This is a genomic window from Hyphomonas sp. (assembly GCF_046313975.1).
GTDB lineage: Bacteria > Pseudomonadota > Alphaproteobacteria > Caulobacterales > Hyphomonadaceae > Hyphomonas.
This window is the reverse complement of record NZ_JBKBXB010000009.1, coordinates 34,561-58,752: the sequence shown is the minus strand read 5'-3', so window position 1 is coordinate 58,752 and position 24,192 is coordinate 34,561. Positions and strand designations below refer to the sequence as shown.

Annotated in this window: 24 protein-coding genes and 1 other RNA gene; 8 read left to right on the top strand and 17 right to left on the bottom strand. The window is 64.8% G+C overall.

What is annotated here, in order from left to right:
- Window positions 1-22 precede the first annotated feature (22 nt).
- Window positions 23-220 carry a hypothetical protein gene (locus ACK4TE_RS05255; RefSeq protein ID WP_409910434.1) on the bottom strand — a complete coding sequence of 66 codons (198 nt, stop codon included), beginning with the start codon at window positions 218-220 and terminating at the stop codon, window positions 23-25.
- A gap of 145 nt (window positions 221-365) precedes the next feature.
- On the opposite strand from ACK4TE_RS05255, the gene ACK4TE_RS05250 reads away from it, so the two are divergent.
- Window positions 366-977: a glutathione S-transferase family protein gene (locus ACK4TE_RS05250; protein WP_409910433.1), complete on the top strand. Its 612-nt coding sequence runs from the start codon at window positions 366-368 to the stop codon at window positions 975-977.
- Here the strand turns inward: ACK4TE_RS05250 and recO are convergent.
- From recO to rpoZ, 8 genes are read right to left on the bottom strand one after another with little or no spacing between them, the layout of a single operon-like run.
- Window positions 974-1,705, bottom strand: a complete 732-nt coding sequence (recO, locus tag ACK4TE_RS05245; RefSeq protein ID WP_409910432.1) for a DNA repair protein RecO — start codon at window positions 1,703-1,705, stop codon at window positions 974-976. The two genes, ACK4TE_RS05250 and recO, sit on opposite strands and share 4 nt — an antisense overlap.
- 56 nt (window positions 1,706-1,761) lie before the next feature.
- Window positions 1,762-2,709 carry a GTPase Era gene (era, locus tag ACK4TE_RS05240; RefSeq protein WP_409910431.1) on the bottom strand — a complete coding sequence of 316 codons (948 nt, stop codon included), beginning with the start codon at window positions 2,707-2,709 and terminating at the stop codon, window positions 1,762-1,764.
- Entirely contained in the window at window positions 2,702-3,460 is a 759-nt protein-coding gene (gene rnc, locus ACK4TE_RS05235; RefSeq protein ID WP_409910430.1) for a ribonuclease III, read from the bottom strand. Before rnc ends, era begins: the two co-directional genes overlap by 8 nt.
- Window positions 3,457-3,867, bottom strand: a complete 411-nt coding sequence (gene acpS, locus ACK4TE_RS05230) for a holo-ACP synthase (protein WP_409910429.1) — start codon at window positions 3,865-3,867, stop codon at window positions 3,457-3,459. The genes rnc and acpS overlap by 4 nt, the downstream gene beginning before the upstream one ends.
- On the bottom strand, window positions 3,864-4,607 hold the full coding sequence (locus ACK4TE_RS05225; protein ID WP_409910428.1) for a pyridoxine 5'-phosphate synthase: 744 nt from the start codon (window positions 4,605-4,607) through the stop codon (window positions 3,864-3,866). The genes acpS and ACK4TE_RS05225 overlap by 4 nt, the downstream gene beginning before the upstream one ends.
- Entirely contained in the window at window positions 4,607-5,188 is a 582-nt protein-coding gene (gene pyrE, locus ACK4TE_RS05220) for an orotate phosphoribosyltransferase (RefSeq protein ID WP_409910427.1), read from the bottom strand. The genes ACK4TE_RS05225 and pyrE overlap by 1 nt, the downstream gene beginning before the upstream one ends.
- The gene (locus ACK4TE_RS05215) at window positions 5,178-7,457 is read right to left on the bottom strand and encodes a RelA/SpoT family protein (RefSeq protein ID WP_409910426.1); all 2,280 of its coding nucleotides are present in this window, start codon (window positions 7,455-7,457) and stop codon (window positions 5,178-5,180) included. The genes pyrE and ACK4TE_RS05215 overlap by 11 nt, the downstream gene beginning before the upstream one ends.
- Before the next feature lie 9 nt (window positions 7,458-7,466).
- Window positions 7,467-7,817, bottom strand: coding sequence for a DNA-directed RNA polymerase subunit omega (rpoZ, locus tag ACK4TE_RS05210; protein ID WP_409910425.1), 351 nt, complete (start codon window positions 7,815-7,817; stop codon window positions 7,467-7,469).
- A gap of 154 nt (window positions 7,818-7,971) precedes the next feature.
- Here rpoZ and ACK4TE_RS05205 point away from each other — a divergent pair, with 154 nt between their 5' ends.
- On the top strand, window positions 7,972-8,544 hold the full coding sequence (locus ACK4TE_RS05205; RefSeq protein ID WP_409910424.1) for an NYN domain-containing protein: 573 nt from the start codon (window positions 7,972-7,974) through the stop codon (window positions 8,542-8,544).
- Between the two features lie 61 nt (window positions 8,545-8,605).
- Here ACK4TE_RS05205 and ACK4TE_RS05200 read toward each other — a convergent pair whose 3' ends face one another.
- On the bottom strand, window positions 8,606-9,463 hold the full coding sequence (locus ACK4TE_RS05200) for a hypothetical protein (protein ID WP_409910423.1): 858 nt from the start codon (window positions 9,461-9,463) through the stop codon (window positions 8,606-8,608).
- 336 nt (window positions 9,464-9,799) lie between these two features.
- On the bottom strand, window positions 9,800-11,668 hold the full coding sequence (locus ACK4TE_RS05195; RefSeq protein ID WP_409910422.1) for a ribonucleoside-diphosphate reductase subunit alpha: 1,869 nt from the start codon (window positions 11,666-11,668) through the stop codon (window positions 9,800-9,802).
- 269 nt (window positions 11,669-11,937) lie between these two features.
- Between ACK4TE_RS05195 and ACK4TE_RS05190 the strand changes: the two genes are divergently transcribed.
- On the top strand, window positions 11,938-12,348 hold the full coding sequence (locus ACK4TE_RS05190; RefSeq protein WP_409910421.1) for a hypothetical protein: 411 nt from the start codon (window positions 11,938-11,940) through the stop codon (window positions 12,346-12,348).
- Entirely contained in the window at window positions 12,333-12,929 is a 597-nt protein-coding gene (locus tag ACK4TE_RS05185; protein WP_409910420.1) for a YiiX/YebB-like N1pC/P60 family cysteine hydrolase, read from the top strand. Before ACK4TE_RS05190 ends, ACK4TE_RS05185 begins: the two co-directional genes overlap by 16 nt.
- Before the next feature lie 9 nt (window positions 12,930-12,938).
- On the opposite strand, the gene ffs is transcribed toward ACK4TE_RS05185, so the two are convergent.
- From ffs to ACK4TE_RS05170, 3 genes are all read right to left on the bottom strand, one after another.
- An RNA gene (gene ffs, locus ACK4TE_RS05180) (signal recognition particle sRNA small type) lies at window positions 12,939-13,031 on the bottom strand.
- Window positions 13,032-13,089: 58 nt separating this feature from the next.
- Window positions 13,090-14,658 (bottom strand): acetolactate synthase large subunit, encoded by a 1,569-nt coding sequence (locus ACK4TE_RS05175; protein WP_409910419.1) that lies wholly within the window; start codon window positions 14,656-14,658, stop codon window positions 13,090-13,092.
- Window positions 14,659-14,919: 261 nt separating this feature from the next.
- Window positions 14,920-16,788 carry a feruloyl-CoA synthase gene (locus tag ACK4TE_RS05170; protein ID WP_409910418.1) on the bottom strand — a complete coding sequence of 623 codons (1,869 nt, stop codon included), beginning with the start codon at window positions 16,786-16,788 and terminating at the stop codon, window positions 14,920-14,922.
- Window positions 16,789-16,961: 173 nt separating this feature from the next.
- Here ACK4TE_RS05170 and ACK4TE_RS05165 point away from each other — a divergent pair, with 173 nt between their 5' ends.
- Window positions 16,962-18,038, top strand: coding sequence for a hypothetical protein (locus tag ACK4TE_RS05165; RefSeq protein WP_409910417.1), 1,077 nt, complete (start codon window positions 16,962-16,964; stop codon window positions 18,036-18,038).
- Window positions 18,039-18,048: 10 nt separating this feature from the next.
- Here the strand turns inward: ACK4TE_RS05165 and ACK4TE_RS05160 are convergent, their stop codons facing one another.
- From ACK4TE_RS05160 to ACK4TE_RS05150, 3 genes are all read right to left on the bottom strand, one after another.
- The gene (locus ACK4TE_RS05160) at window positions 18,049-18,855 is read right to left on the bottom strand and encodes an ion transporter (RefSeq protein WP_409910416.1); all 807 of its coding nucleotides are present in this window, start codon (window positions 18,853-18,855) and stop codon (window positions 18,049-18,051) included.
- Window positions 18,852-20,192, bottom strand: a complete 1,341-nt coding sequence (locus tag ACK4TE_RS05155; protein WP_409910415.1) for a dihydroorotase — start codon at window positions 20,190-20,192, stop codon at window positions 18,852-18,854. Before ACK4TE_RS05155 ends, ACK4TE_RS05160 begins: the two co-directional genes overlap by 4 nt.
- A 91-nt stretch (window positions 20,193-20,283) precedes the next feature.
- Window positions 20,284-20,934 carry a squalene/phytoene synthase family protein gene (locus tag ACK4TE_RS05150; protein WP_409910414.1) on the bottom strand — a complete coding sequence of 217 codons (651 nt, stop codon included), beginning with the start codon at window positions 20,932-20,934 and terminating at the stop codon, window positions 20,284-20,286.
- Between the two features lie 68 nt (window positions 20,935-21,002).
- Here ACK4TE_RS05150 and ACK4TE_RS05145 point away from each other — a divergent pair, with 68 nt between their 5' ends.
- The 3 genes from ACK4TE_RS05145 to ACK4TE_RS05135 all read left to right on the top strand — a co-directional run bounded on the left by ACK4TE_RS05145 (window position 21,003) and on the right by ACK4TE_RS05135 (window position 24,177).
- Entirely contained in the window at window positions 21,003-21,611 is a 609-nt protein-coding gene (locus tag ACK4TE_RS05145; RefSeq protein WP_409910413.1) for a superoxide dismutase, read from the top strand.
- 45 nt (window positions 21,612-21,656) lie between these two features.
- Window positions 21,657-22,352 carry a zinc-ribbon domain-containing protein gene (locus ACK4TE_RS05140; protein WP_409910412.1) on the top strand — a complete coding sequence of 232 codons (696 nt, stop codon included), beginning with the start codon at window positions 21,657-21,659 and terminating at the stop codon, window positions 22,350-22,352.
- Window positions 22,353-22,548: 196 nt separating this feature from the next.
- Window positions 22,549-24,177 (top strand): DEAD/DEAH box helicase, encoded by a 1,629-nt coding sequence (locus ACK4TE_RS05135; protein WP_409910411.1) that lies wholly within the window; start codon window positions 22,549-22,551, stop codon window positions 24,175-24,177.
- Window positions 24,178-24,192: the final 15 nt, after the last annotated feature.

The window sequence follows — 24,192 nt, the reverse complement described above, 5'->3', positions numbered from 1 at the left end:
GCCTTGTTTCCGGAGTTTGTGTCTACTTCTGGTCCGCCTTGCAGCGATAGCCATCGCGGGTGACTTCGGCGACCTTGCCTTCGCCGCCGCAGACGCGGATGGCGAGCTCGGTGTTGCCGGAGACTTTCGAGCCGGGCCCGGAATTGTCGGAGACGGCAATGCAGCCTGCGAGCGAGACAAGCGCCAGCGCGCCGGCGGCGGCGAGAATGGTTTTCTTCATGGTATCAGCCTTTGCGTGTTGATCGTGATCAACGCCCCACCCGCAGATTTTTCCGCCGCGCCTGAACGGTCCGTGAATGAAGGGCTCTTGGCGGACGCCGGGGAAGCCGGGGCACGGTGCCCGAAACTGATCCCGGGAGGACACAATGAAACTCTACAATTCCGTTGGCCCCAATCCGCATGTCGTACGCATGTTCATGGCCGAGCGCGGCATCAGCCTGCCGATGGAGGAGATCGACATCCTCAAGGGCAAGAACCGCGAAGGCGATTACCTGAAGACTAACCCCGCGGGGCAGTCTCCGACGCTGGTGCTGGACGATGGATCGGTGATCACCGAGATCACGGCGATCTGCGAATATCTCGACGAAATGTTTCCGGGCGACAGCCTGATCGGCAAGACGCCCGAGGAACGCGCGCAGACGCGGCGCTGGACCCGCTGGGCCGACCTCAACATTGTCGAGCCGATGGCGAGCGGCTTTCGCTATGCCGAAGGCCTGCCGATGTTCCAGGCGCGTATGCGCTGCCTGCCGGAAGCCGCAGCAGGCCTGAAGGCGAAGGCGCAAGACGGGCTCGCCTTCCTCGACGCGCAGCTGGCGACGCGGGCCTATGTGGCGGGGGAAAAATTCAGCCTCGCAGATGTGCTGCTCTTCTGCTTCCTCGCCTTTGGCGGCGCGGTTGGCCAGCCGCTCAATCCGGAACTTAAGAATGTCGGGCGCTGGTTTGCGAGCGTTGGCGCGAGGGCGAGCGCGAAGGCTTAGGGCTTGCTCAGCAGGCGGAGCATCAAACGCTCCCGCTCCGGTGGGAGGCCGCGGTGGATTGCGGCGAAGAGGCGGGCTTCGAGGAAGTAGCCGGTGAGCCTCAGGCCATCGGCGATGTCGCCCGGCATAAGCTCTGCCTTCGGATCAATCAGGAAAGCCGGGAGGCGAAAGAGGCGGTCGATATAGTCTTCCGCCTCCGAGCCGCGCACGGCGCGGCCGGTTTTCGGCGAGACGTGAGTGAGGCCGTCATTTGCGCCGGAGAGGGCGCATTCCTCAAGGTCGAGCCCGAAGCCGAGCGCCGAGAGCAGGCCGAGTTCCCAGCGCACATAGAGCGCGGGCCAGATTTCGGGATGTTCGAGCTCGTCGAGCAGGAGCGTGGTCGCCTCGTAGAGGCTTGAGCCCGCAGCATCGCCCTCGTTGAGGCCGGCGCGCAGCAGCGCCGTGATCGAGGCGACGGCAGCGAGCGCGGAGGCATCTTCCAGCAGACGCGCGGCCCGCTCGCGGCGCGCTTCGGCGACATCGAACCGGCCGAGATGATCATCCAGCCGCCCGCTCCAGGCGAGCGCGACGGTGTTGCCGGCCTCATACTGCGCCCGGCGTTTTCGGGAAGCCCCACCATAGACGAGGCCGGAGCGGCGCCCGCGCTGCGAGGTGAGCACATCGATAATCAGTCCGCCTTCACCGAAGCGGCGGCCACCAAGAATTATTCCGTCGTCGGACCAGCCCATGGCCTTACTGCCCCCCTCTCCCGCAAGCAGGAGAGGGGTTCAGGTGGACAGCGCCCCTAAACATCAAACTCCAGGCCGATCCCGGAATAGCTTTCGCGGCGTTCCTGCCAGCGTTCGTCGACCTTGACGAAGAGGAAGAGGTGGACCGGGCGGTCGAGCATCTGGGTCAGTTCGGCGCGCGCCTGCTTGCCGATTTCCTTGATCAGACTGCCACCTTTGCCGAGCACCATGGCCTTGTGGCTGTCGCGGCCGACGATGATGACCTGCTGTATACGGACGGAACCGTTCTCATGCTCTTCCCAGGACTCGGCCTCGACGGTGAGTTGGTAGGGCAGTTCCTGATGCAGGCGCAGCATGAGCTTTTCGCGCGTGACTTCCGAAGCGAGGATGCGCATCGGCAGGTCAGCCACCTGGTCAGGCGGATAGAGCGCAGGACCTTCCGGCATGCGCGCGGCGATGGCCGCCTCGAGCTTGTCGACACTGTCGCCCTTCTCGGCGGAAATCATGAATATCTCGTCATAGACGCCTTCGGCGCTGAGCGCGGCGATCACGGGCAGCACCCGGTCATGCGGGAAAAGGTCGATCTTGTTGAGCGCGAGGATGGCGCGCTTTCCCGCTTCCTTCAGCTGACTGATGACCCGGCGGTCGTCTTCCAGCGAGTGGCGCTGCGCGCCGGAAGCCTTGCCTTCGGCTTCGGCCACCCAGGCGGAGGCATCGATCAGGTGGACGATGCAATCGGCATCCTCCGCCCCGCCCCAGGCGGCCTTGACCATCGCGCGGTCCAGCCGGCGCTTGGCGGCGAAGATGCCGGGCGTATCGACGATGACGACCTGCGTGTCGCCGGTCTGCATCACGCCGCGCACCGGGAAGCGCGTCGTCTGCACCTTGTGCGTGACGATGGCCACCTTGGCGCCGACGAGGCGATTGGTGAGCGTGGACTTGCCGGCATTCGGGGCGCCGATGATGGCGCAGAAACCGGCGCGGAGGATGTTTGTTTCAGTCATTCTGTTCTCTGATGGTTTTCAGCATGGCGGCCGCGGCATGGCGCTCCGCATCGCGTTTGGAGGGGCCGGTGGCGGTGGCCGCGCCATTGTCGGCGATGCGCACTTCCACTTCATATTCGGGGGCATGGTCCGGGCCGGAGCGGCTGAGGACAATATAATCCGGGAGCGGATGACCCTTTCCCTGTGCCCATTCCTGCAGAAGGGTCTTGGGGTCTTTGGTCTCGGCGGGGCCGTTGGCAAATTGCGGGGCCCAGCCGCGCTCGATGAACTTGCGCGCGGGCGCGAGGCCGCCATCAAGATAGATTGCGGCGATGACGGCTTCGCAGGCGTCGCCGAGGGTCGACTCGCGCTCGCGCCCGCCCGAGGCAATCTCGCTGTCGGACATCAGGAGGAAGCCGCCGAGCCCGAGATGGCGGAACGCCTCTGCGCATGCGCCTTTCTTCACGAGGCGATTGAGGCGCGGGGCGAGGTCCCCCTCGCTCTCGTTCCGGCGGCGTTCGATCAGCCGTTCGGCGATGACCAGGTTCAGCACCCGGTCGCCGAGGAATTCGAGGCGCTGGTTGGCATGCTGCACCGAGTCCGAGGGCGAAACGGCGCTCGGATGTGTCAGGGCACGGATGAACAGCGCCTTGTCGCGGAAGCGGTGTCCCGCGGCGGTCTCGGCGGCGGCCAGCGCCTGCGCATCCAGCGACGGGCGGAAAGCCTTGGCGGCGGCACGCTGGCGCGTGCGCTTGGGACGCGGCGTATTCATGGCGCCTCCAGAGGGAGCGCCTCGATGATCACCTGAGCCTCCGCCCACGGATGGTCGTCGGTCAGGGTGAGATGAATGACCGGGCGGAATCCTGCCGGCGTGAGTTTCGCAAGGCGCAGGGCGGCGCCGCCCGTCAACTCGAATCCCGGCTTGCCGGAGGGAAGGTTGATGACGCCGAGATGCTGCCAGTACACGCCGCCGCGCGGCACGCCGGTGCCGAGCGCCTTGGCGCAGGCTTCCTTGGCCGCAAACCGCTTGGCATAGGTTTCCGCAACCCGGCGGCGGCTGCGCGCCTTGGCGATCTCGTAGGGTGTAAAGACGCGGCGCTCGAACTTTTCGCCGAACCGATCAAGTGAGCGCTGAATGCGCTCGATATTGCAGAGATCATTGCCGATACCGATGATCATGCGCGGGCGATGTCCATGCGGCGGCGCATTTCGCCGATGGCGGCGTCAAGGCCGATGAAGATTGCCTCGCCGACCAGGAAATGGCCGATATTGAGCTCTGCAAGTTCGGGGATGGCGGCGACGGGGCCGACATTCTCGAAGGTGAGGCCGTGGCCGGCATGCGGCTCGATACCCCGGCGGCGCGCATCGGCGGCAGCGAGTTTCAGGCGTTCCAGTTCCGGCGCTGCTGCCTCTGCGCCGCCTTCGTGCCAGAGCTCTGCATAACGCCCGGTGTGCAGCTCCACCACCGGCGCGCCGAGCACTTCGGCAACGGCGATCTGCACCGGATCGGGCTCGATGAACAGGGAAACGCGTGCGCCCGCTGTCTTCAGGGCACTGACGATCGGGGCGATCTGGTTGTGAAGGCCGGCGACGTTGAGGCCGCCTTCGGTGGTGCGCTCCTCGCGGCGTTCCGGCACGATACAGGCCGCGTGCGGACGAAAGGCGGTGGCAATCGCCGTCATCTCTTCGGTGGCGGCCATCTCGAGATTGATCGGCAGGCGCGTCGCCTTGCGGATCGCGTCGAGGTCGCCGTCGCGGATATGGCGGCGGTCTTCGCGCAGGTGGATGGTGATGCCGTCAGCGCCGGCCGCTTCGGCGATTTCAGCAGCACGGACGGGGTCCGGGTGCGGACCGCCGCGCGCGTTGCGGATGGTGGCGACGTGATCGATGTTCACGCCGAGGCGCAGATGCGTTGCCATCAGGCAAGGCCCCGGGAGCCGGGCTTCACGGCGGGCATGGCGGCGAGTTCCGGCGGCAGGGCGTCGGGCGCATAGTCCGGGAAATCGACTGCAGCGAGTGCAACAAGCTGGCAGCCGACATCAGCGCGCCCGCCGGAACGGTCGATGATGCAGGCCCCGCCGACCGTGTGGCCGGGGAGCTTCTTCAGGGCTTCGACCGTTTCGCGGAACGAGAGGCCGGTGGTGACAATGTCTTCCGTGATCAGAACTTTTTCGCCGGGCGCAATCGAGAAGCCGCGGCGGAATTCGAGATTGCCATCGACGCGCTCGGCAAAGATGGCGCGGGCGCCAAGATGGCGGGCGAGCTCATAACCCGGGATGATGCCGCCGACAGCGGGGCCGGCGACGACATCGACCTTGCCGAAGGCGGCGGTGACTTTCGCCGCGAGCGCCTTGCAGAGCTTCTCCGAAAGGTCGGGCCGCGAAAAGACCAGCGCCTTCTGCAGGAAGACCGGGCTGCGCCGGCCGGAGGAGAGGATGAAATGCCCCTCCAGCAGCGCACCGGCTTCGCGGAAAACGTCAAGCACGTCGTTATTGGTCATCCTGCCCCTCCTGGTCGCGCACGGCCCGGTCGACGACGGCGAGCGAGCGCAGCGCCGCAAGGATCTGCGACATGCGCTTCAGATCCTCGACTTCGACATCCATGACCAGTTCGATGAAATCCTTGTGGCGCGCGCCGGTCGAGATGCCGACAATATTGCCGTTCGACTCCGCCACAGCCGAGCAAAGTTTCGCCAGAACGCCCTTCTGGTTGGCGGCGTTGATCCGTATACGGCCAATGGCGACAGCGCCTGTCTTGGCCAGCTCGGTCCATTTGAGGTCGCGCCAGAGTTCCGGGCGGTCGTCATATTCGGCGAGGCGCGGGCAGCTGGAGACGTGGACGACGAGGCCCTTGTCCGGCACCTGTACCCCGATGATCCGGTCGCCTGGCAGCGGGCGGCAGCACTGGCCGAGATGCAGCGTCACGCCTGGCGTCAGGTCCTTGCCTTCGACGAAGAGCGGGGCATGACGGTTGTCGATCGGCGTCTTGTCGGCATCGTCGGTGCGCTCGGCGGCATAACCGGGAAATGCGGCGCGCACGATGGCGGCGGTTTCCAGCCGCCCGCGCCCGGCCTGCTCGCGCATGTCGTCGATGGACTCGATGCCAAGCTTGGCGGCGACATCGATCAGCATGACATCGACAGGATCGGCCCCGGCGCGGCGCAGTGCCTGGTTGATCAGGCCTTCGCCGAGGCGGCGGAATTCAGCGGCTTCGCGGTCACGCTCCAGCTTGCGCTGCTTGGATTTGGCGCGGCCGGTATAGGTCATCGCGTCCCAGCCGATCAGGGCGGCGGGCGCGCGGCCCCTTATGATGTCGACCACGTCGCCATTCTTCAGCGGGCGGCGCATCGACTTTTCCTCGCCATTGATCCGTGCACCGATGGCCGTGTCGCCCACGGCCGTGTGCACGGCATAGGCGAAATCGAGCGGCATGGCGCCGGCGGGAAGGATGATCAGCTTGCCCTTCGGCGTGAAGGTGAAGACGTGCTCGCGGTACATCTCCAGCTTGGCATGTTCGAGGAATTCGCCGGGCTCGGCGCCGTCGCGCAGAAGTTCGGCAAACGCCTTGAGGTTGGCCTCCGGATCGAGACCGGCAGCGCGCGCTGAGTCGAGGTCGAAACCATAGGAGCGGTTCTTGTAGCCCCAGTGCGCGGCGACGCCGAATTCGGCTGTGCGGTCCATCGCCTCGGTGCGGATCTGGAGCTCCACCCGGCGGTTGCCGGAGGCGCGCACGGTTGTATGCAGGCTCGCATAGCCGTTCGGCTTCGGTACGGAGATGAAATCGCGGAACCGGTCCGGCAGGCAGGCCCAGTGTGTGTGCACTGCTCCGAGCACGGAATAACAGGCCGGCACGTCATCCAGGATGATGCGGAAGGCGAACAGGTCTGCCACATCGCGGAAGGAAATCGACTTGCGCTCCAGCTTGCGCCACAGCGAATAGGGCTGCTTGCGGCGGCCTTTCAGGCGGTATGGGATGCCGGTCGCATCCAGCAGTTTGGTCAGGTCGGCGCGGATACGGTCCAGTTCGCCGCGGCTTTCGCCTTCGAGTTCTTCGAGGCGGTAAAGAATGGCGCGGCGCGCCTCCGGGTTCAGTTCCTGGAAAGCGAGGTCGTCCATCCGTGCGGCAACATCATAGAGGCCGATGCGGCGCGCCAGCGGCGCGTAGATGTCCATCGTCTCGCGCGCGGTGCGCTGGCGGCTCTCGGCCTTCTTGCGGTAGTGCAGCGTCTCGAGATTGTGCAGGCGGTCAGCGAGCTTCACCAGCAGCACGCGGATATCGCTGGTCATCGCCAGGATGAATTTCTGGAAGTTCTCCGCCTGCGCAGCCTCCTTCGAGGCAAATTCCAGCTTGTCGAGCTTGGTGACGCCGTCGACGAGTTCGGCCACGTCGGCGCCGAAGCGCACTTCGATATCGCCAATATCGATGTCGGTGTCTTCGACCACATCGTGCAGCAGGCCGGCGACGATGGTCACCTCATCGAGGCGCACCTCTGCGAGCAGATTCGCGACACGGATGGGGTGGGAATAATACGCCTCGCCGGAATCGCGTGTCTGGTCGCCATGATGCTTCTTGGCGAAGTCATAAGCCTGTCCGAGCAGTTCGGATTTGACGCGCGGGTGGTAGGCGCGGACCTTCGCGATCAGTTCTTCGCGGGTGGGAACCGGCGGCAGCCGCTCGGCATTGCCCTGATCATGGGCCGGCGCAGCGTCTGTCTTGCCAGCCGAAGCGCCAGCCCCTTTTTCCGGTCCGGAAAGGGCGCTGCCGTCCATGAAACGCTCCTAGAGGCGGTCGTCGCGCCCGGATTCGATTTCGGCCTGGTAGGCGCGCAGCACGTCTTCCTCGGTCGCAGCCGGGGCCGCCTGCAGGGCCTGGCGGTCGGCCTCGCGCTCGTTCTCCTCGCCCGGACGGATATCCTGCAGGTTCGAGATCAGGGCTTCCTTGACGATTTTCAGATCGACCGACGCATCGGCGATTTCGCGCAGCGAGACGACCGGATCCTTGTCATTGTCGCGATCCACCGTCAGCGGCGAGCCTTCGCGGATCATCCGCGAGCGGTGCGCGGCCAGCAGAACCAGTTCAAACCGGTTCGGGACCTTCTGGATGCAGTCTTCGACAGTAACGCGGGCCATATGGGGCAAATCTCCTGAGAACCGCCTTTTATATGCGCTGCAGCACACTGCCGCAACCCATCCTTGCAGGCACTGCAAAGGATCGGTAGGCAATGGGAATACGCATTCCGGGCAATTATTGGCCCCTCCCTATTGGAAGAAAAGGACATTGCCAATGGCCTTCTACAAGGATGAACGCCTCGCCCTGTTCATTGACGGGGCCAATCTCTACTCGGCCGCCCGGGCGGTGGGCCTGGAAATCGATTTCCGCAAGCTTCTCAAGGAGTTCCAGCAGCGCGGGCGGCTGATCCGGGCGAGCTATTACACCACCATCGTGGAGAGTGACGAATACAGCCCGATCCGCCCGCTGGTCGACTGGCTGGCCTATAACGGCTTCAACGTGGTCAAGAAGCCGGCCCGGGAGTTTACCGACCGGGAGGGGCGCAAGCGGTTCCGGGGCAGCATGGACATCGAGCTCGCCACCGACATGCTTGAGGCGGCCGGCTGGGCCGATCATATCGTGCTGTTCAGCGGCAATGGCGACTTCCGCCGGCTGGTGGAGGCCGTGAAGGCGAAGGGCGTGCGGGTGTCAGTCGTCTCGACCATGAACGCCTCCCCGCCAATGATCTCGGACGAGCTGCGGCGCGAGGCGGACACGTTCATCGAACTGGTCGATCTCGGCGAACTGATTGCGCGCCCGCGCCGGGATACGGGCAGCGACGCCCTGCCCGGCCAGGATGATGACTGAGCCCGGCACATAAAAAAGACCCCTGCCGAGGCAGGGGTCAGCGGGTCAGTTGCAAGGGGGATCAGCGGCGCATCGTGAAGGTGATGCCGGCGAAGTCTTCGGTATCCTTGAGCGTCCGGTTGCGGTCGCTGAATTCGATTTCGCGGCGGATATAGCTGAGCGAAAGTTCGCCGCCGGCGCGCTGGATGGACAGGCCGGCCTGCAGGTCGCCGACGGTCAGCTGATCGGTGAGCTGCATGTCACCGAGCGCGTCGAGGCCGGGGCGGCTGAAATCGGTGTCCCAGACGAGGGCTTCGCCATCGGCGCCGACGAAGACGTACCAACCCTCCGGCGAGCCGCCTTCCTTGATCAGGCCCTGACCGAAGCGGACCTCACCGCCGAAGCGCTGGGCTTTCAGGTCGCCGCCATCGCGGATGGCCATGCGGGGCGCAACGCCGACATCGAAGCCGAGGCCGGTGCGCGAGCTGTCGGCCGCAATCGCGAGGCCGAGCGAGAGATCATTATATTCCGGAGCGGGCTGGCCATAGGACGAGGCCGCCATTTCTGCGGCAACGCGCGAGAGCGCCGGGCTGGCGCTCCAGCCAAAGGCCGTGTCCGAAACCGGCGTGCCCGGCAGGCCGGACCCCGTGAGGCTGAAGGCCGACGGAGCCGCATCGCTGGCGATGACCGAGACGCGGGCGTCCGGGCCGGTCAGATGAAGGGCGTATGCAGAGGCGGGAACGGCGGCCAGAGGGGCTGCGGAAAGTGCACTTCCGGTCGGCGCGTTGAGCGCGCCATCTCCGAAGGCACCAGGTACAGCGAGCTGGATACCGAGCGAAGGCGCGGCTGCCGGCTCAGAGTACGCATACCCTTCTGCACCGGAGGAGACGCAGCCCTGGCATGCCAGAGTTGCGAGACTAGTAGCGAGTGCGAACACCATTCCCCTAATACCTTTCACGGCCATGATCTCTACTCCACTTCGTAAAGATGATGACCCTGTGTGCCTAAGCTACCATGAACGAACCGGGCTCCCAACCGGGATTCCGCGCCTCAAAGATTAATTCGTCGAGACTGATGCAGTGGCTGCAGAATCCGTGCCTTGACCCGGAATCCTCAGTGTTTTTGGGGATCTGGCACACGTTAAGGCAAATGGCCCCGCTGTTAACCGGTTGAGATATCAGGCGAAATTTGGGCAATCTGAGTGGGGGAATCATCCCTGCCCGAACGCAAACGGCCCGCCGGAAAGGCGGGCCGTGCGATTCAGGGGCTGTTAGCCCTATTGGCAGGCCAGACACTCGTCATAATCGGTGCGCTCGACCTTCATTTCGCCGGCCTCGGCCTTTTCCGAGCCCGCGAAGGCGGCGCGCTGGACCGATTTCGAGCGGCAATAGTAGAGTGATTTCAGGCCCCGCTCCCATGCCGTCCAATGCAGCATGTGCAGGTCCCATTTGTTGATGTCGCCCGGCAGGAACAGGTTCAGCGACTGCGACTGGCAGATGAACGGCGTGCGGTCCGCCGCCAGTTCGATGATCCAGCGCTGGTCGAGTTCGAAGGCGGTCTTGTAGACGTCCTTCTCGTCCTGCGTCAGGCAGTCGAGATGCTGGACCGAGCCTTCATGCTCGAGGATCGAGGACCAGATTTCCGGCGTGTCGAGGTCTTTCGAGGCGAGCAGTTCCTGCAGCTGCTTGTTCTTCACCGTGAACGAGCCCGACAGGGTCTTGTGGGTGTAGACGTTGGCCGGGATCGGCTCGATGCCGGCGGAGGTGCCACCGCAGATGATCGAGATCGACGCGGTCGGGGCCACGGCGAGCTTGTTGGAGAAGCGGGCCATCATGCCGACATCGCGCGCGTCCTCGCAGGGGCCGCGTTCCTTGGCGAGCTTCACCGAGGCGGCGTCCGCACCCTGACGGATATGCTTGAAGATCTTGAGGTTCAGGGCTTTCGCCGTGGCGCTCTCGAGCGAGACGTTCATCGCCTGCAGGAAGGAGTGGAAGCCCATGACGCCGAGGCCGACCGACCGCTCGCGCTTGGCCGAGTAGACGGCGCGGGCCATTTCCGGCGGCGCGCGCTGGATGAAGTCTTCCAGCACGTTGTCGAGGAAGCGGAACACGTCTTCCATGAACATCGGCTCTTTCGACCATTCGAGGAAGGTCTCGGCGTTCACGGAGGACAGGCAGCAGACGGCCGTGCGGTCGACACCGCGATGGTCGACGCCGGTCGGCAGGGTGATTTCCGAGCAGAGGTTCGACTGCGTGACCTTGAGGCCGAGGCGCTTCTGGTGCGCCGGCATGGCGTTGTTCACGGTGTCGGTGAACAGGAGGTAGGGCTCGCCGGTCTGCATGCGCAGCTCGAGGATCTTCTGCCACAGCTTGCGGGCGTTGACGTATTTCAGCGTTTCGCCGGATTTCGGCGAGATCAGGCCGAACTCTTCATCATTGCGCACCGCTTCCATGAAGGCGTCGGTGATGTTGATGCCGTGATGCAGGTTCAGGGACTTGCGGTTGAAGTCGCCGGAGGCTTTGCGGATTTCGAGGAATTCCTCGATTTCCGGATGGTGGATGTCGAGATAGCAGGCGGCGGAGCCGCGGCGCAGCGAGCCCTGGCTGATCGCCAGCGTCAGCGAATCCATCACGCGGATGAAGGGGATGATGCCCGAGGTCTGGCCGTTCTGGCCGACCTTCTCGCCGATCGAGCGGACATTGCCCCAATAAGTGCCGATGCCGCCGCCATTCGACGCGAGCCAGACGTTCTCGGTCCAGGTCTCGACAATATCGTCCAGCGAATCGCCGACCTGGTTGAGGAAGCAGGAAATCGGCAGGCCCCGGTCCGCGCCGCCATTCGAGAGAACGGGCGTCGCCGGCATGAACCAGAGTTTCGAGATGTAATCATAGATGCGCTGGGCATGGGCCGCATCGTCCGCGAAGGCGGTGGCGACACGCGCGAACATGTCCTGATAGGTCTCACCCGGCAGCAGATAACGGTCGTCGAGGGTCTTCTTGCCGAAATCGGTCAGCAGCGCATCGCGCGACGGATCGGTCACGACCGGATTGCCCTGCACCAGCGTGATCTTCGGTTCGCCACCCGCCTTCGGCTTGCCCTTGCGGGCGGCTTCTTTAGAGACGGAATTAGCGTTGGTTGCCGACATGGCGACCCTCCTGAAAAGACCTGCATTTACTGGGATTATCGGGGCGCCGGGCCTCATCCGTGACCAGATGTGGTTTCGCGCCTCTTCCCTGACACAAGATATAGTGTCCGAAGGTTAATTTGGGGTCAACGGGCGTTTTCGCAAATCCTTCAAGAAGGCCGTGGAAAACTCCTGAATGAAAGGTTAACGCCGCTCCCGGATGGCCCTGATTGCAGGCGATTCCGGGCGGGTGTAGCGTCGCGCCTGTGGACGCACGAAAGGCCCCTTTCATGAGAAAATTCCTTGCTGGCGCAGCGATCATCGCGCTTTCCCTTCCGGCGCTCGGACAGGGCGGCCCGGCGCCGGCCGATTCTTACACACCGGCGCCGGTTTCTGCACTGGCCCAGCGCGCGCTGGACGCCTGCCCCGGCCTGATGGCACGAACCGAGGTGGCCATCGCCAACGGCCATCAGAGCTATTTCTACGATTCCGACTGCGACTGCATGGCCCGGTCGATCGATTATGCGAGCTGGGATGAGGCCAGCGCCAGCTATTCCGGCCCGAAGATGCCCGAATCGGATGCTTTCATCATCATCGGCGCCCTCGCCTCGGCCCCGACAATCGAGGACGCGTTCGCGGACATCGACGAGAATGTCAGCGATACCGGCTTTGCGGTGACCTCGGCGTGCTACGAAAAGTAATCCTTGCGGCCGGGCTGGTATGGGCGGCAGGCGGGGCTCAGGCCCAGCTTTCACCTAAAGCGCTGCCTGGTCTCGAGGCCGGCGACCTGTTGTTCAAGGGCGCGGAGACCGGCGCCGGCACACGGGTCGCGGCGGGCTGGTCGCTGGGCGACAAACGCTGGGGGCATGTCGGCATCGTGGCGGACGGGGGCCGGAGCGTGATCCATGCCGACACCGGCAAGCCGGGCGAAGCAGGGGCCGTGCGCAAGGTGGCGCTGGCGGACTTCCTGGCGGATGTCGAGACGCTCGGAATCTATGAAATTGATCTCACCGGAGAGGCCCGCGCGACTTATCTTGCCTTTGCCGAATCGTCGGTCGGCCTGCCCTTCGATCATGGCTTCTCGGTTCGCTCGGAGAACAGCCTCTATTGTTCGGAACTCGTCTGGCGGGCGATGTCGGCGGGGCTGGGAGAGGATGCGATCCCGGAGAAGAGCGTGCGCCTGGGGCATACCTATGTCTCCATCTCCGATCTGTCGGAGCACCCGCTGCTGCGGGAAACAGCGACCGTCACCGAGGGCCGGGCATCATCACTGGCGAAGTGAGGGAAAGGGTGGAGACAGGCGAGCGACCCGGGCGGAAACTCGTTAGGGCTGCTCGGTTCCCCGCCTGACCCGGTTGGCGAGCGGCCCGTCCGCCGCCTGCCTCCGAGGGCTATATGCGCAGGCGCCGGGACGTACGCAAGGGAAAGAATCGGAGCCTTGCCTACCGCGCGGGGACGTGGGCGGCGATGAGGTGGGGGCCGGGTTCGCGGAAGGCGCGTTCGAGGGCGGTGTCGAATTCTTCCGCCGTGGTGGCATTCACGGCAGGCACGCCTTGCGCTTCCGACAGCTTCACCCAGTCGATCTCCGGGCGCCCTAGGCCGAGGAGGTCTTCGGCGACGCGGCCCGGATTGCCGGCGCCGGTGCGGGCAAGTTCGATGTTCAGGATACGGTAGGAATGGTTGACGAAGACGACCGTGACGACGTTCGCCTGTTCGCGCGCCATGCTCCAGAGCGCCTGGTTGGTGTACATGCCCGCGCCGTCGCCGGTGAGGCAGAGCGTCTTGGCGTGCGGCGCGGCGAGCGCAGCGCCAAGGGCGAGCGGCATGCCCTGGCCGATGGCGCCGCCGGTCAGCATCATCCAGTCATGCGGGCGGGCACGGCCCGTCATCATGAAAGCAGGCAGGCCGTTGGAGACGCCATCATCGGAGACGAAGCTGCCTTCCGGCAGGTGGCGCGCGATGGAGGCGCCGATGGTAGCGGCATTGAGCGCGCCGGAGGGCGTACCGGGGATGTCGAGCGGTGCTCCGTCTGCGGAGGTTTTCGCGCCGAGCGTATCTGCGAGGGCGGCGAGGATGGCGGCGCTATCGCTTTCAGGGCCGCCGATAATCATCGGGGTGCAACCTTCCGGCACCAGCACGCTGGGGCGGCCGGGATAGGAGAAGAAGGCGACCGGCACCTGCGTACCGGCCACCAGCATCAGGTCCGTGCCTTCAAGGTCTGCCATCGCGCCTTCGGCGAAGTATTGCATCCGCTCCGGCGCGAAGAGGCCCGCGCCGCGCGCCATGCGGGGGAAGAACGTATCCGTCAGCACACGGATTCCGGAGGCTTTCAGGCGCGCCGCCTGCGCGAGGCCGGAAGGCGTCAGCGCCGTGCCGTTGATCAGGATGACGGGCTTCATGGCATGGCGCACAGCCTTTGCAGCCGCCGCGATACGATCCGGATCCGGCGCCCGGAGCGCGGGACGCTTGCGGGCCTTGCCGGGCTTGCCGCCTTCGGTCCAGGCCGTGTCTGCGGGCAGCAGCAGCGAGACGGGGCCGGACACCGGGCCGAAGCTCGCCTCCCAAGCCTCGGCGGCCAGTTCACCGGCATCGGCAACGCGGTCGGCTGATTTGATCCAGACCGAGTTCGGCCCGGCAAGGCCGCGGATGTTGGAAGTGAGCGGCGCGTCATAGCGAAGGTGGGGCACGGCATGGTCGCCGATGACGTTGATCATCGGGGTCAAGGCGCGCTTGGCATTGTGGATGTTTGCGCCGCCATTGAGATAGCCCGCGCCGAGATGCAAGAGCGTCATCGCCGGCTGGCCGGTGACGCGCGCATGGCCATCGGCTGCGCCGGTCGCCACGCCTTCGAACAGGCAAAGCACGGAGCGGATGCGCGGCTCATGGTCAAGCGCCGTGACGAGATGCATTTCGGATGTGCCGGGATTGGCGAAGCAGGCCGAGACGCCATGGTCTGCGAGGGTCGAGACCAGCGCCTCTGCGCCCGTAAGCGTTGCCACCGAATCTGCCATTGCTGCCTCCCGATCTTCGTGCCGGAAGTTCCCTAGGCGAAATCCGCCGTGAGCGCAAAAAATGCAAAACGGGCCGCAGAGTTCACTAGGAGCAAGGGGTTCTCCCGGGTGAATCCTGCGACCCGCCACAAGCCAAAGGGGAATGGCTGGGCTGCAGCAACTGCTACAGCTTGCGGACGTATATACAGTCGCCCTGCCAAAAATCGAGCCCTTTTAAGCCCTTGCGCCTGCAGACTCCCGGTATGATTGCAGAAACTTGCATCAGATCAGGATTTTACCAGGCAGCCCGGCGCCGGAATAGAGGATATCAATCTGATCGGCCCGCAACTCCTGGGTGCGAGACTGGTTGATATAGCCCTTTTCCGTGATCTCGCCGAGATCGGCGCGCGGCTGCACGGGTTGCAGCAGGATGCGGGCGATGCGCGCGGCGGCGTTGGGATTGGCCGCGTTGTGGGAGGCGATGCCCTTGCGCAGGGCGGCTTCGACTTCGGGATGGCGGAGCAGCTCTTCCAGCGGAAGGGCTGCTCCGGCGAGGCGCTGGCAGAAGGCTTCGTTGAGGAAGCCGAGCAGGCCGATTTCGTCGCGGTTGAGACCGCAGACGATGGCGTCCGACAGGATGCCGCCGGAGGCCGTGACGGCGGCCATGCGGACAGCGCCGGCCGAGACCCAGGTGCCGCTGGCGAGCTTGAACTCTTCCACCGTGCGCCCATCGAAGGCGAGGCCTTTCTCGGGATTGGCGGAATCGACGAACTTCACCGCATCGCCGAGGCGGTAGAAGCCTTCTTCATCGAAGGCTTCGGAGGTCTTTTCCGGATTGCGGAAATAGCCGGGCGTGACGTTGACGCCTTTCACGCGCAGCTCGAGCTTTGTGCCGGCGGGCACAAGCTTGAACGTGTTGCCGGGAAGCGGCAGGCCGATCAGGCCCATCCGGTCATTCGGCCAATGGACGTTGGACGCGGTGGGCGCGGTTTCGGTGGCGCCGTACCCGGCAGAGAGCGAGATGCGCTGGCCGGTGACACGCACGGCGACGACCTGGATACGCTCGTAGATGTCCTGCCCCATCGCGGCGCCGCCATAGGCCATGGAGGTAAGGCGCGAGAAGAAAACCTCCGCCAGATCAGCGTCCTGTTCGAGCGCGGTGGCAAGCGCGGCCCAGGCCTGCGGCACGGTGGTGTGCTGCGTGGTCGGGATTTCCTTCAGGTTACGGAGCATTTCCGGAAGGCGCTGCGGGGTGGGCGCGCCCTGGTCGATATACATCGTGCCGCCCCAGTCCAGCATGTTGTGAAGGATGGCGTTGGCGCCGTAGGTGTGGCTCCAGGGCAGGAAGTTGACCATCACCTGCGGGCCGCCGGTGATCTCGTTCAGGCGGTCCTCGTTCCAGACAGAGCGGATCATCTTGGAGTTCGCGGCGATCATGCCATGCGTGTTGATCACCGCTTTCGGCTCGCCAGTGGAGCCGGAGGTGAGCATGTATTTCGCCACGGCCTGCGGCGTCAGCGCAGCATAGGCGGCGTCGACGGCGGGACCGGCCTGCCCGGCGAAATCCTCGAGGCTGACGGCGCGCGGCACGTTCGGCGCGTTGCGCGAATAGATCACGAGGCGGCCTTCGAGATTCATGGCGGAGAGAGCGCGTTGGTACTCAGCGCCGTCTTCGACATAGATGAATTTAGGCGTCGTAAGCCTGTCGATATAGTTGAGGCGGACAAGGTCCTGGCTGAGCAGGGCATAGGCCGGTGTCACGGGCACAGCCGGGCTGCCGGCCCACATCGCGGCATACATCACCAGCGCATTGTCGATGGAATTCTTCGACAGGATCATCACGGGCGCGTCCTGCCCGGCGCCTTCGCTGAGGAAGGCCGCGGCGAGACGCTTCACATGGGCGAGACCGTCCGCATACGTCATTTCCCGCCAGCCGGGCTGGGAAGGGTCTTCCGGCCAGCGCTCGGCGAGCCAGATCTGGTCCGGGCGCTCAACCGCCCACTTCACCAGCGGCGCCAGCGTGTGCGGCGGCCAGGCCTTCAGCGGCTGGCCGCTGTCGAGATAGATCGTGCCGTCCGGGCGACGATCCATCTTCAGCTTCAGCGGCAGGTAGGGCACTTCCCGGAACGGGATATGGGCGGTGGTGCTCATGTCAGGCGGTCTACTCCCCAGGCAGGCAGGTGTTTTCCTTTTCTTGGACCGGCCCGGCGGAATTGTCACGGGTGGCGCGGCGGGGTTCCCATCTCACGCGAACCGGCTGGCGCGTGGCCGCCTGCGGCTGTTAAGTGCGCTGAGACCACGGCACCGGTATTGAGGCAGGCGCGATGACGGACACCCGACAGACACAGCCGAAAGGCCGCGGCGGCGCGCTGGCCTTCTGGGTTCCGTTCGCGCTGGCGCTGGCCCTGCTGGCCTTTGCCGCCGGTTACTTTTTCCCGCGCCCTGCGCCGCCGGAGCCCGCGCCCGACCCGGCGATCAGCCGGACGCTGAACCGGCTGGCAACCGTGATGGCCGACATCCGCGAAGACGAGGCGCGCCTGATCGAGCTGCGCCAGTCGCCGGATGCGGCCCTGCGAGCGGCGGAAGTGCCCGCGCTGGAGGGCTTGCTCAAGACCCGCCGCGAGACAGCCGCGCAGCTGTGGCAGGACCTTGGCGCGCTGATGGAACTTGTCCCGCCGCACCCGGATGCGAGCGCGCTGGTGCGCTTTGCGTCCGAGCCGGTGGAGCGGCACAATTACAGCCAGATCTACCATCCGATCGAGGGGCCGCAGCCTTACAAGATGCCGGATGGATTTGCGTTCAGGTTCGACCGGATCGTGCCCCAGCCTGACGGCTCTCTGCTGCACCAGCTGGATGCGAATTCCGGCGGCGCGATCAAATGGGAACGCGAGCTGTCGCGCCTGCGCACGGAAGGCCATTACACGGTCGAGGCGACGATCAACGGCATGCATCCGGGCGTCGTCTACGCCCCGCTCTGGCTTTACTCCGAAGGCTCGTCCGAAGGCGGGCACGAGTTCGACTTCGAACTGATGCAGGGGCGCATCGAGTATAACCTGCACAATGGCAATGGCGGCTTCAACATGCGCAAGGTGGAGAAGGATATCTCCGGCCACCGGATGCGTTTCGAGATCATCCGCAGGCCGATGGAAGTGACGATGCGGGCAACGAGCCTGACCGATGGCTGGAGCGATGAACTGGTGGTGACGCCCGCGCAGGTGGCCGAATGGGCGAAGCTGGACGGCGCGCCGAGGGAGCTGCGCTTTCCGCCCGGCCATGTGGCGATGTTCCCGGTGACGGAGCTGTGGCGGTGCCGCTGGCCGGAATGGTGCGGGGAGTGGCGGGCACCGGCGAAAGACGAAGCGATCGAAATGATCGTGCACGGCTACCGCGTGGAGCCGTAACGCCCGGCGCTCAGGGATCGAAGCCTTCGTTCTCGATGTAGACGACCGTGCCGCAATGCTTGCAGTGGACCGCGTCGCGGTCATGCCGCATCAGGCCGCACTTCGTGCATTCGACCTCTGCCTTCTCGGTCGGCGTGACGAGCGCCTTCAAGAGGCGGAGGAAGAGCGTGACGCCGAGCAGCATGATGACGATGGGCAGCACGCGCCCGGTCCAGCCGACGAGCTCGATATCGCCATAGCCGGTGGTCGTCAGGCTGGTAACGGTGAAATAGAAGGCGTCGAGATAGTTCTTCATGTCCGGGCTCTTGTTCACCTGGTCGGCATAGACGAGGGCGGACATTATGAAGAGGAAGACGACGAGATTGACCGCGCGCTCGATCAGAACCCGGTGGAAGCGCAGGTATTTCGAGAGGGGATTGGTCTCGTCCAGAATGCTGAAGGCGCGCGCGACCCTCAGGGCACGGATGATACGCAGGAAGCCGTAATTCTGAGAGACCAGCGGGGCAAGCATCGAGATGACGACGATCAGGTCTGCGATATTCATGAACCGCGTGAAGAAGCGTTTCTTCTTCGGGGCGATGTAGAAGCGCGCGGCGAGATCGAGCGCAATGACGGCGCCGATCACATAGTCGAGCCAGTAATGATAGCCCTCGCGCGGGATGAAGGGCGAAACAAGAAAATAGCTGATCGTGACCACATCGAAGGCGAGCATGGCCCAGCGAAACCGGAGCGGCCATTTGCCGACGCCTTCATAGAGCCAAATCAGCGAACGGCGCAGGCCGGAAGATTTCTTGTCTTCGCTCGCAGCTTCGCTCAACCCACCGGCTCCAGCGTTTCGTTGAAGCGGACGGGGTGGCCGGAGCCCTTCTTCACGATCTCGCCCTCGCGCATGACGAAATGGCCGCGCACGATGGTGGCGACGGGCCAGCCTGTGGCTTCGAAGCCGTCAAACTGGGTCCAGCCGCATTTGGATTTCGACCAGGCATTTGTGATCGTCTGTTTGTGCTTCAGGTCCACGACCGTGAAGTCGGCATGATAGCCCTCGGCGATGCGGCCCTTGTCGGCGAGGCCGAACACACGCTGCGGGCCGGCGGAGGTCAGCTCGACAAACCTCTGCAGGCTGAGCTTTCCGTCATTCACATGGGTCAGCATCACCGGCACCAGCGTCTGCACGCCGGGCATGCCGGAGGGCGAGGCGGGATAGGGCCGCTGCTTCTCCTCGATCGTGTGCGGGGCATGATCCGTGGCCAGAACATCGACGATGCCGGCATTCAGCGCGCGCCAGAGGGCTTCGCGGTGACGCGCCTCGCGCACCGGCGGGTTCTGCTGGGCAAAGCCCTTGAGGCGGACATAGCAATCGGGCGCGGCGAGCGTCAGGTGGTTCGGCAGCACTTCGACGCTGGCAACGTCCTTGGCATTCACCAGAATATCCATCTCCTCGGCGGTGGAAATGTGCAGCACATGGATGCGCTTGCCGGTCTTGCGCGCGAGGCTGAGCAGGCGGCGCGTGGAGGAGACGGCGGCTTCGACATCTCGCACAATGATATGGCTGTTCCAGTCGCCAGTGACAGCGAGGCTGCGGCGTTCCTCGAGGCGGTATTCGTCTTCCGAGTGGAAGGCAGCGCGGCGCTTTATGGCGCGCAGGACGGCTTCGACGCCGGCATCGTCCTTGATGAGAAGATCGCCGGTGGAGGCGCCCATGAAGACCTTGACGCCGCAACAGCCGAGCATGCGCTCCATTTCCGGCAGCAGCGAAACGTTGTCATGCGTCGCGCCGGCATAGAAGGCGTGGTCGATGTCCATCCGGCCTCTCGCGCGGGCGAGCTTGTCGAGCATCGCGTCGGGTGTGATCGTGGACGGGTTGGTGTTCGGCATCTCGAACACGGCGACGACGCCGCCGAGGGCAGCGGAGCGGGCCTCGGTCTCGAGGTCGGCCTTGTATTCGAGGCCGGGCTCGCGGAAATGAACCTGGGTGTCGATGACACCGGGCAGGATGTGCAGGCCCGCCGCGCCGTAGATTTCGCCGGCGGCGGCCTGGGAGAGATCGCCGATGCGGGCGATGCGCTCGCCGATGATGCCGATGTCGGTGTGGTACTCGCCGCCGGGAGTGACGAGGGTGCCGCCGCGCAGGATGAGGTCAAAAACCTGTGTCATGGCGCGCCTTATCGCGCCGGAGCGGGGAAATGTCACGCGGGGGTGTACTTAGTGGGCGCAGCGATTCCAGCTTTTTACAGGTTTGCCCGAACTATACTTCGCCGGTGTTCATGGCTTTCATTATGGAGAAGCGCTTGGTCAGCGGGTTGGGGGTGCGGCCTTCGCAGTAGAGTTTGCGCAGGCGGAAATGGGCGATGGCAGGGCGGAGCGGTTTGGGGGCCGGGGTGACGTGCGGGCCGAAGGCTTGGGTCGCCTTGCGGCGGGAGGCGGCGTAGGCGGCGGAGACGCCGCGGATTTCTTCGGCCCAGTTATGGACCGGGATGAGGATGTTGGCGGCGGTGAGCGCGATCCAGGCTTCGGGTTCTTTTGACCGGTCCTGTTCAGTGAAGGCGGTCTGGTAGCCATCGACGAGTTTCTGCAAGGCGCCGGTTTTCAGGCGGCCGGCGGCGACTTCCTCTCCCAGGGCCATGCAGACATCATGGCCGCGGGCCGGGCGGCCCTCTTCCAGTTCGGTGATGGCCTCGCGCCACCACTGGAACCGGATGAGGCCGAGGGTTTCTTCCGAGACGACTTCCTGGACGCGCACCAGCTCGTAAGTCAGCGCGTAGAGGGCGGTGAGGGCGCGGCGCTGGGGCGGCGGGGCGAAGCGGCTGGAGATCCAGCGGTCTTCGTCCACACGGCGCACGCGCTTGTCGATTTCGGCCCAGGGCGTGCGGGTCAGGGGTCTGGTCTCGTTTGACATGGACCCCATATGTGCGAAACCGCTGCGAAGCGAAAGACACCAAAATCCGCGAGAAAGGAACTTCCCTCATGGCCTTCACCCTGCCCGACCTGCCCTATGCCAAGGACGCGCTGCTGCCGCATATCTCGCCGGAGACGCTGGACTTCCATTACGGCAAGCACCACCAGGCCTATGTGACAAACCTCAATGGCCTGCTCGCCGGCACGCCGCACGAGAATGCCTCGCTGGAAGCGGTGATCAAGGACTCCGCCGGCGACAAGGCGAAAGCCGGCGTGTTCAATAATTCGGCCCAGATCTGGAACCACACGTTCTACTGGCACTCGATGAAGCCGGGCGGCGGCGGCAAGCCGTATGGCAAGGTGGCCGAGCTGATCGACCGCGACCTGGGCGGCTATGACAATTTCGTAAAGGAGTTCAAACAGGCCGCCGCAACGCAGTTCGGCTCCGGCTGGGCCTGGCTGTCTTACAAGGATGGCAAGCTGGTGATCTCGAAGACGCCGAACGCCGAAACGCCGCTGACCGAAGCCGGCACGACGCCGCTGCTGACGATCGATGTGTGGGAGCATGCCTATTATATCGACTTCCGCAACCGCCGCCCGGATTATATCGACACCTTCCTGAGCAGTCTCGTGAACTGGGACTTTGCCAACCAGAACCTCGCTGACGCAGGCGCGTGAATCCGCTAAGGTCCCCTCTCCGGAGAGGAGAGGGGACACCTCGGCATGTACTGCACGCAATGCGGCGCGAAGGCTGCGCCTGACCACAAATTCTGCGCCAGTTGCGGCGCGCGGCTGGACGGAGCGGCGGTGAGCGCGGCGCCGGTGGTGTTCACTTCGCCGGTTGCCGCTGCGGCGCCGCCTGCACCGTCCGTGCCGCTGGAGGATTGGCGGGAGACGACGAATTACCGCGTCGTGCTGAGCCATCCGGACGTCAAAGGGCTGATCTCGGACGCGTCGAAAGCCAGCAAGGCGGGCATGTCGGCGGACGAATTCCTGAAGCTGGCGGCGCCGGTTCTGGGGCTGGCGGGCGCGGAAACCGCAGCGACCAAGCTGATCGCCGAGTATGCGCCGGGCTTCTATGCCAAGATGGGCGTTAAAGTCGGCAAGGAAACGCGTAACGGCTATGCGACGAGCTTTGGACGAACGCTCGCGGCGATCCTCTGCTCGCTGGCAAGCCGGAGCCAGACGGTCGTGGCGATCCATGAGGCGGCCGATGGCTGCGTGGTGGAGGCCGATGTGCCCTCCAGCCTGACGACCTCCAAGGGCAAGCTGACCCTGACACTGGAGCGCCGGCCGGAAGGCACGCTGGTGTCGAGCGCGGTCGTGTTCCCCGGTCAGAGCGGCGACTGGGGCCGGTCGAAGCGCGTTCTGGACGAGCTGCACCAGGATATCCTGAATTACCGGACGCTGCAGCCTTAACCGTTGGCGGCAAAAGATTTCCACAAAGCGCCTTTCCGTGCGCGGAAATTTGCATTATGTGCAGCGCATCAAATGTTCCGGGCATGGGATTCGCCCGGCTGCAGCTTGTCAGGTCATGGGGATCTGAAGGTGCAGGATGAGAGCCGCCAATCCGGGCGGCCAGGCAAATCAACCAGACATCCCGGAGAAAATACCTTTGACTGATACGACATTCGCGGATTTCGGCCTTGCCGAAAATATCCTCAAGGCCGTGACCGAGTCCGGCTACACTGTCCCCACCCCGATCCAGCGCGACGCCATTCCGCACATCCTGATGGGCGGCGACGTTACCGGCATTGCCCAGACCGGCACCGGCAAGACGGCGGCCTTCGTGCTGCCGATGATCCAGCGCCTCTCCACCGGCCGCGCCCGCGCCCGGATGCCGCGCTGCCTGATCCTTTGCCCGACCCGCGAGCTGGCGGCGCAGGTGGCCGAGAATTTCGAGAAATACGGCAAGTACCTGAAGCTGACGATGGCGCTGCTGATTGGCGGCGTGAGCTTCAAGGACCAGGAAACCCTGCTGCAGCGCGGCGTGGATGTTCTGATCGCGACACCCGGCCGGCTGATGGACCAATTCGATCGCGGCAAGCTCCTGCTGATGGGCGTCGAGACGCTGATCATCGACGAGGCGGACCGTATGCTCGACATGGGCTTCATTCCGGACATCGAGAAAATCTGCTCCAAGCTGCCACCGAGCCGCCAGACGCTGCTTTTCTCGGCAACCTTCCCGGCAGACATCCAGCGCCTTGCCAAGACCTTCCAGAAAGACCCGAAGAAAATCGAAGTGGCGCGCCCAGCGCAGACCGCCGAGACAATCACGCAATATGTGGTGAAGCTGCCGACAAATGACGGCAAGGCGCGCCGCACGGCGCTGCGCCGCGTGATCGAGGCATGCAATGTGAAGAACGGCATCGTGTTCTGCAACCGCAAGGTTGAGGTGGATGTGGTGGCAGCTTCGCTGACCAAGCATGGCCATGATGCGGCGCCGATCCATGGCGACCTGCCGCAATCTGTCCGTACAGAGACGTTGCAGCGTTTCCGCGATGGCTCGCTGAAACTGCTGGTGGCTTCCGATGTGGCGGCGCGCGGGCTGGACATCCCGGATGTCGGCCATGTGTTCAATTTCGGCCCCCCGCCAAAGGATGAAGATTATGTGCACCGCATCGGCCGCACGGGCCGCGCCGGGCGCACGGGCGAGAGCTATACGCTGGTCTCGCCGGCGGATGAGAAATCCTGGGGCTTCGTGCTCAAGATGATCAAGAAGGATGTCGCCGAATTCATGCCGGATGGCCTGCTTGACGAGTTGAAAGACCTGCCGCCGGAAGAGAAACGTGACCGTGACCGGGATGGCCGCCGCGGCGGACGTGACCGGGACCGCGGACCGCGTGGACGCAGTGAGCGCGGTGAGCGCAGCGAACGCGGGGATCGTGGAGATCGTGGCCCGCGCCGCCGGGAGCGCGAAGATCGTCCGGCTGCGGAGGGTGTTGCCGAAACAGCCGAGGCCGTTGCCGTGGCCGAAATTGCAGACATCACTGCAGAGGCACCTGCCCGCGAAGCCGCACCGAAGCGTGAGCGCGTCCCGCGCGGTGACAAGCGCCGCGAGCGCAGCGACCAGCCGCGCAGCGAGCGTATCGAACGCACCGATCGCACAGCCGAGCGTAGCGAGAAGCGCGACCGCCCGCACCGCGACTTCAAGCGCAAGGATGACGACCTGATCCTGGAGCCCGCCCCGGAACGGGTCAAAGGCTTCGGCTCGGACGTGCCGAGCTTCCTGAAGAAGCGCTGAGCGCCGTCGAAGAAT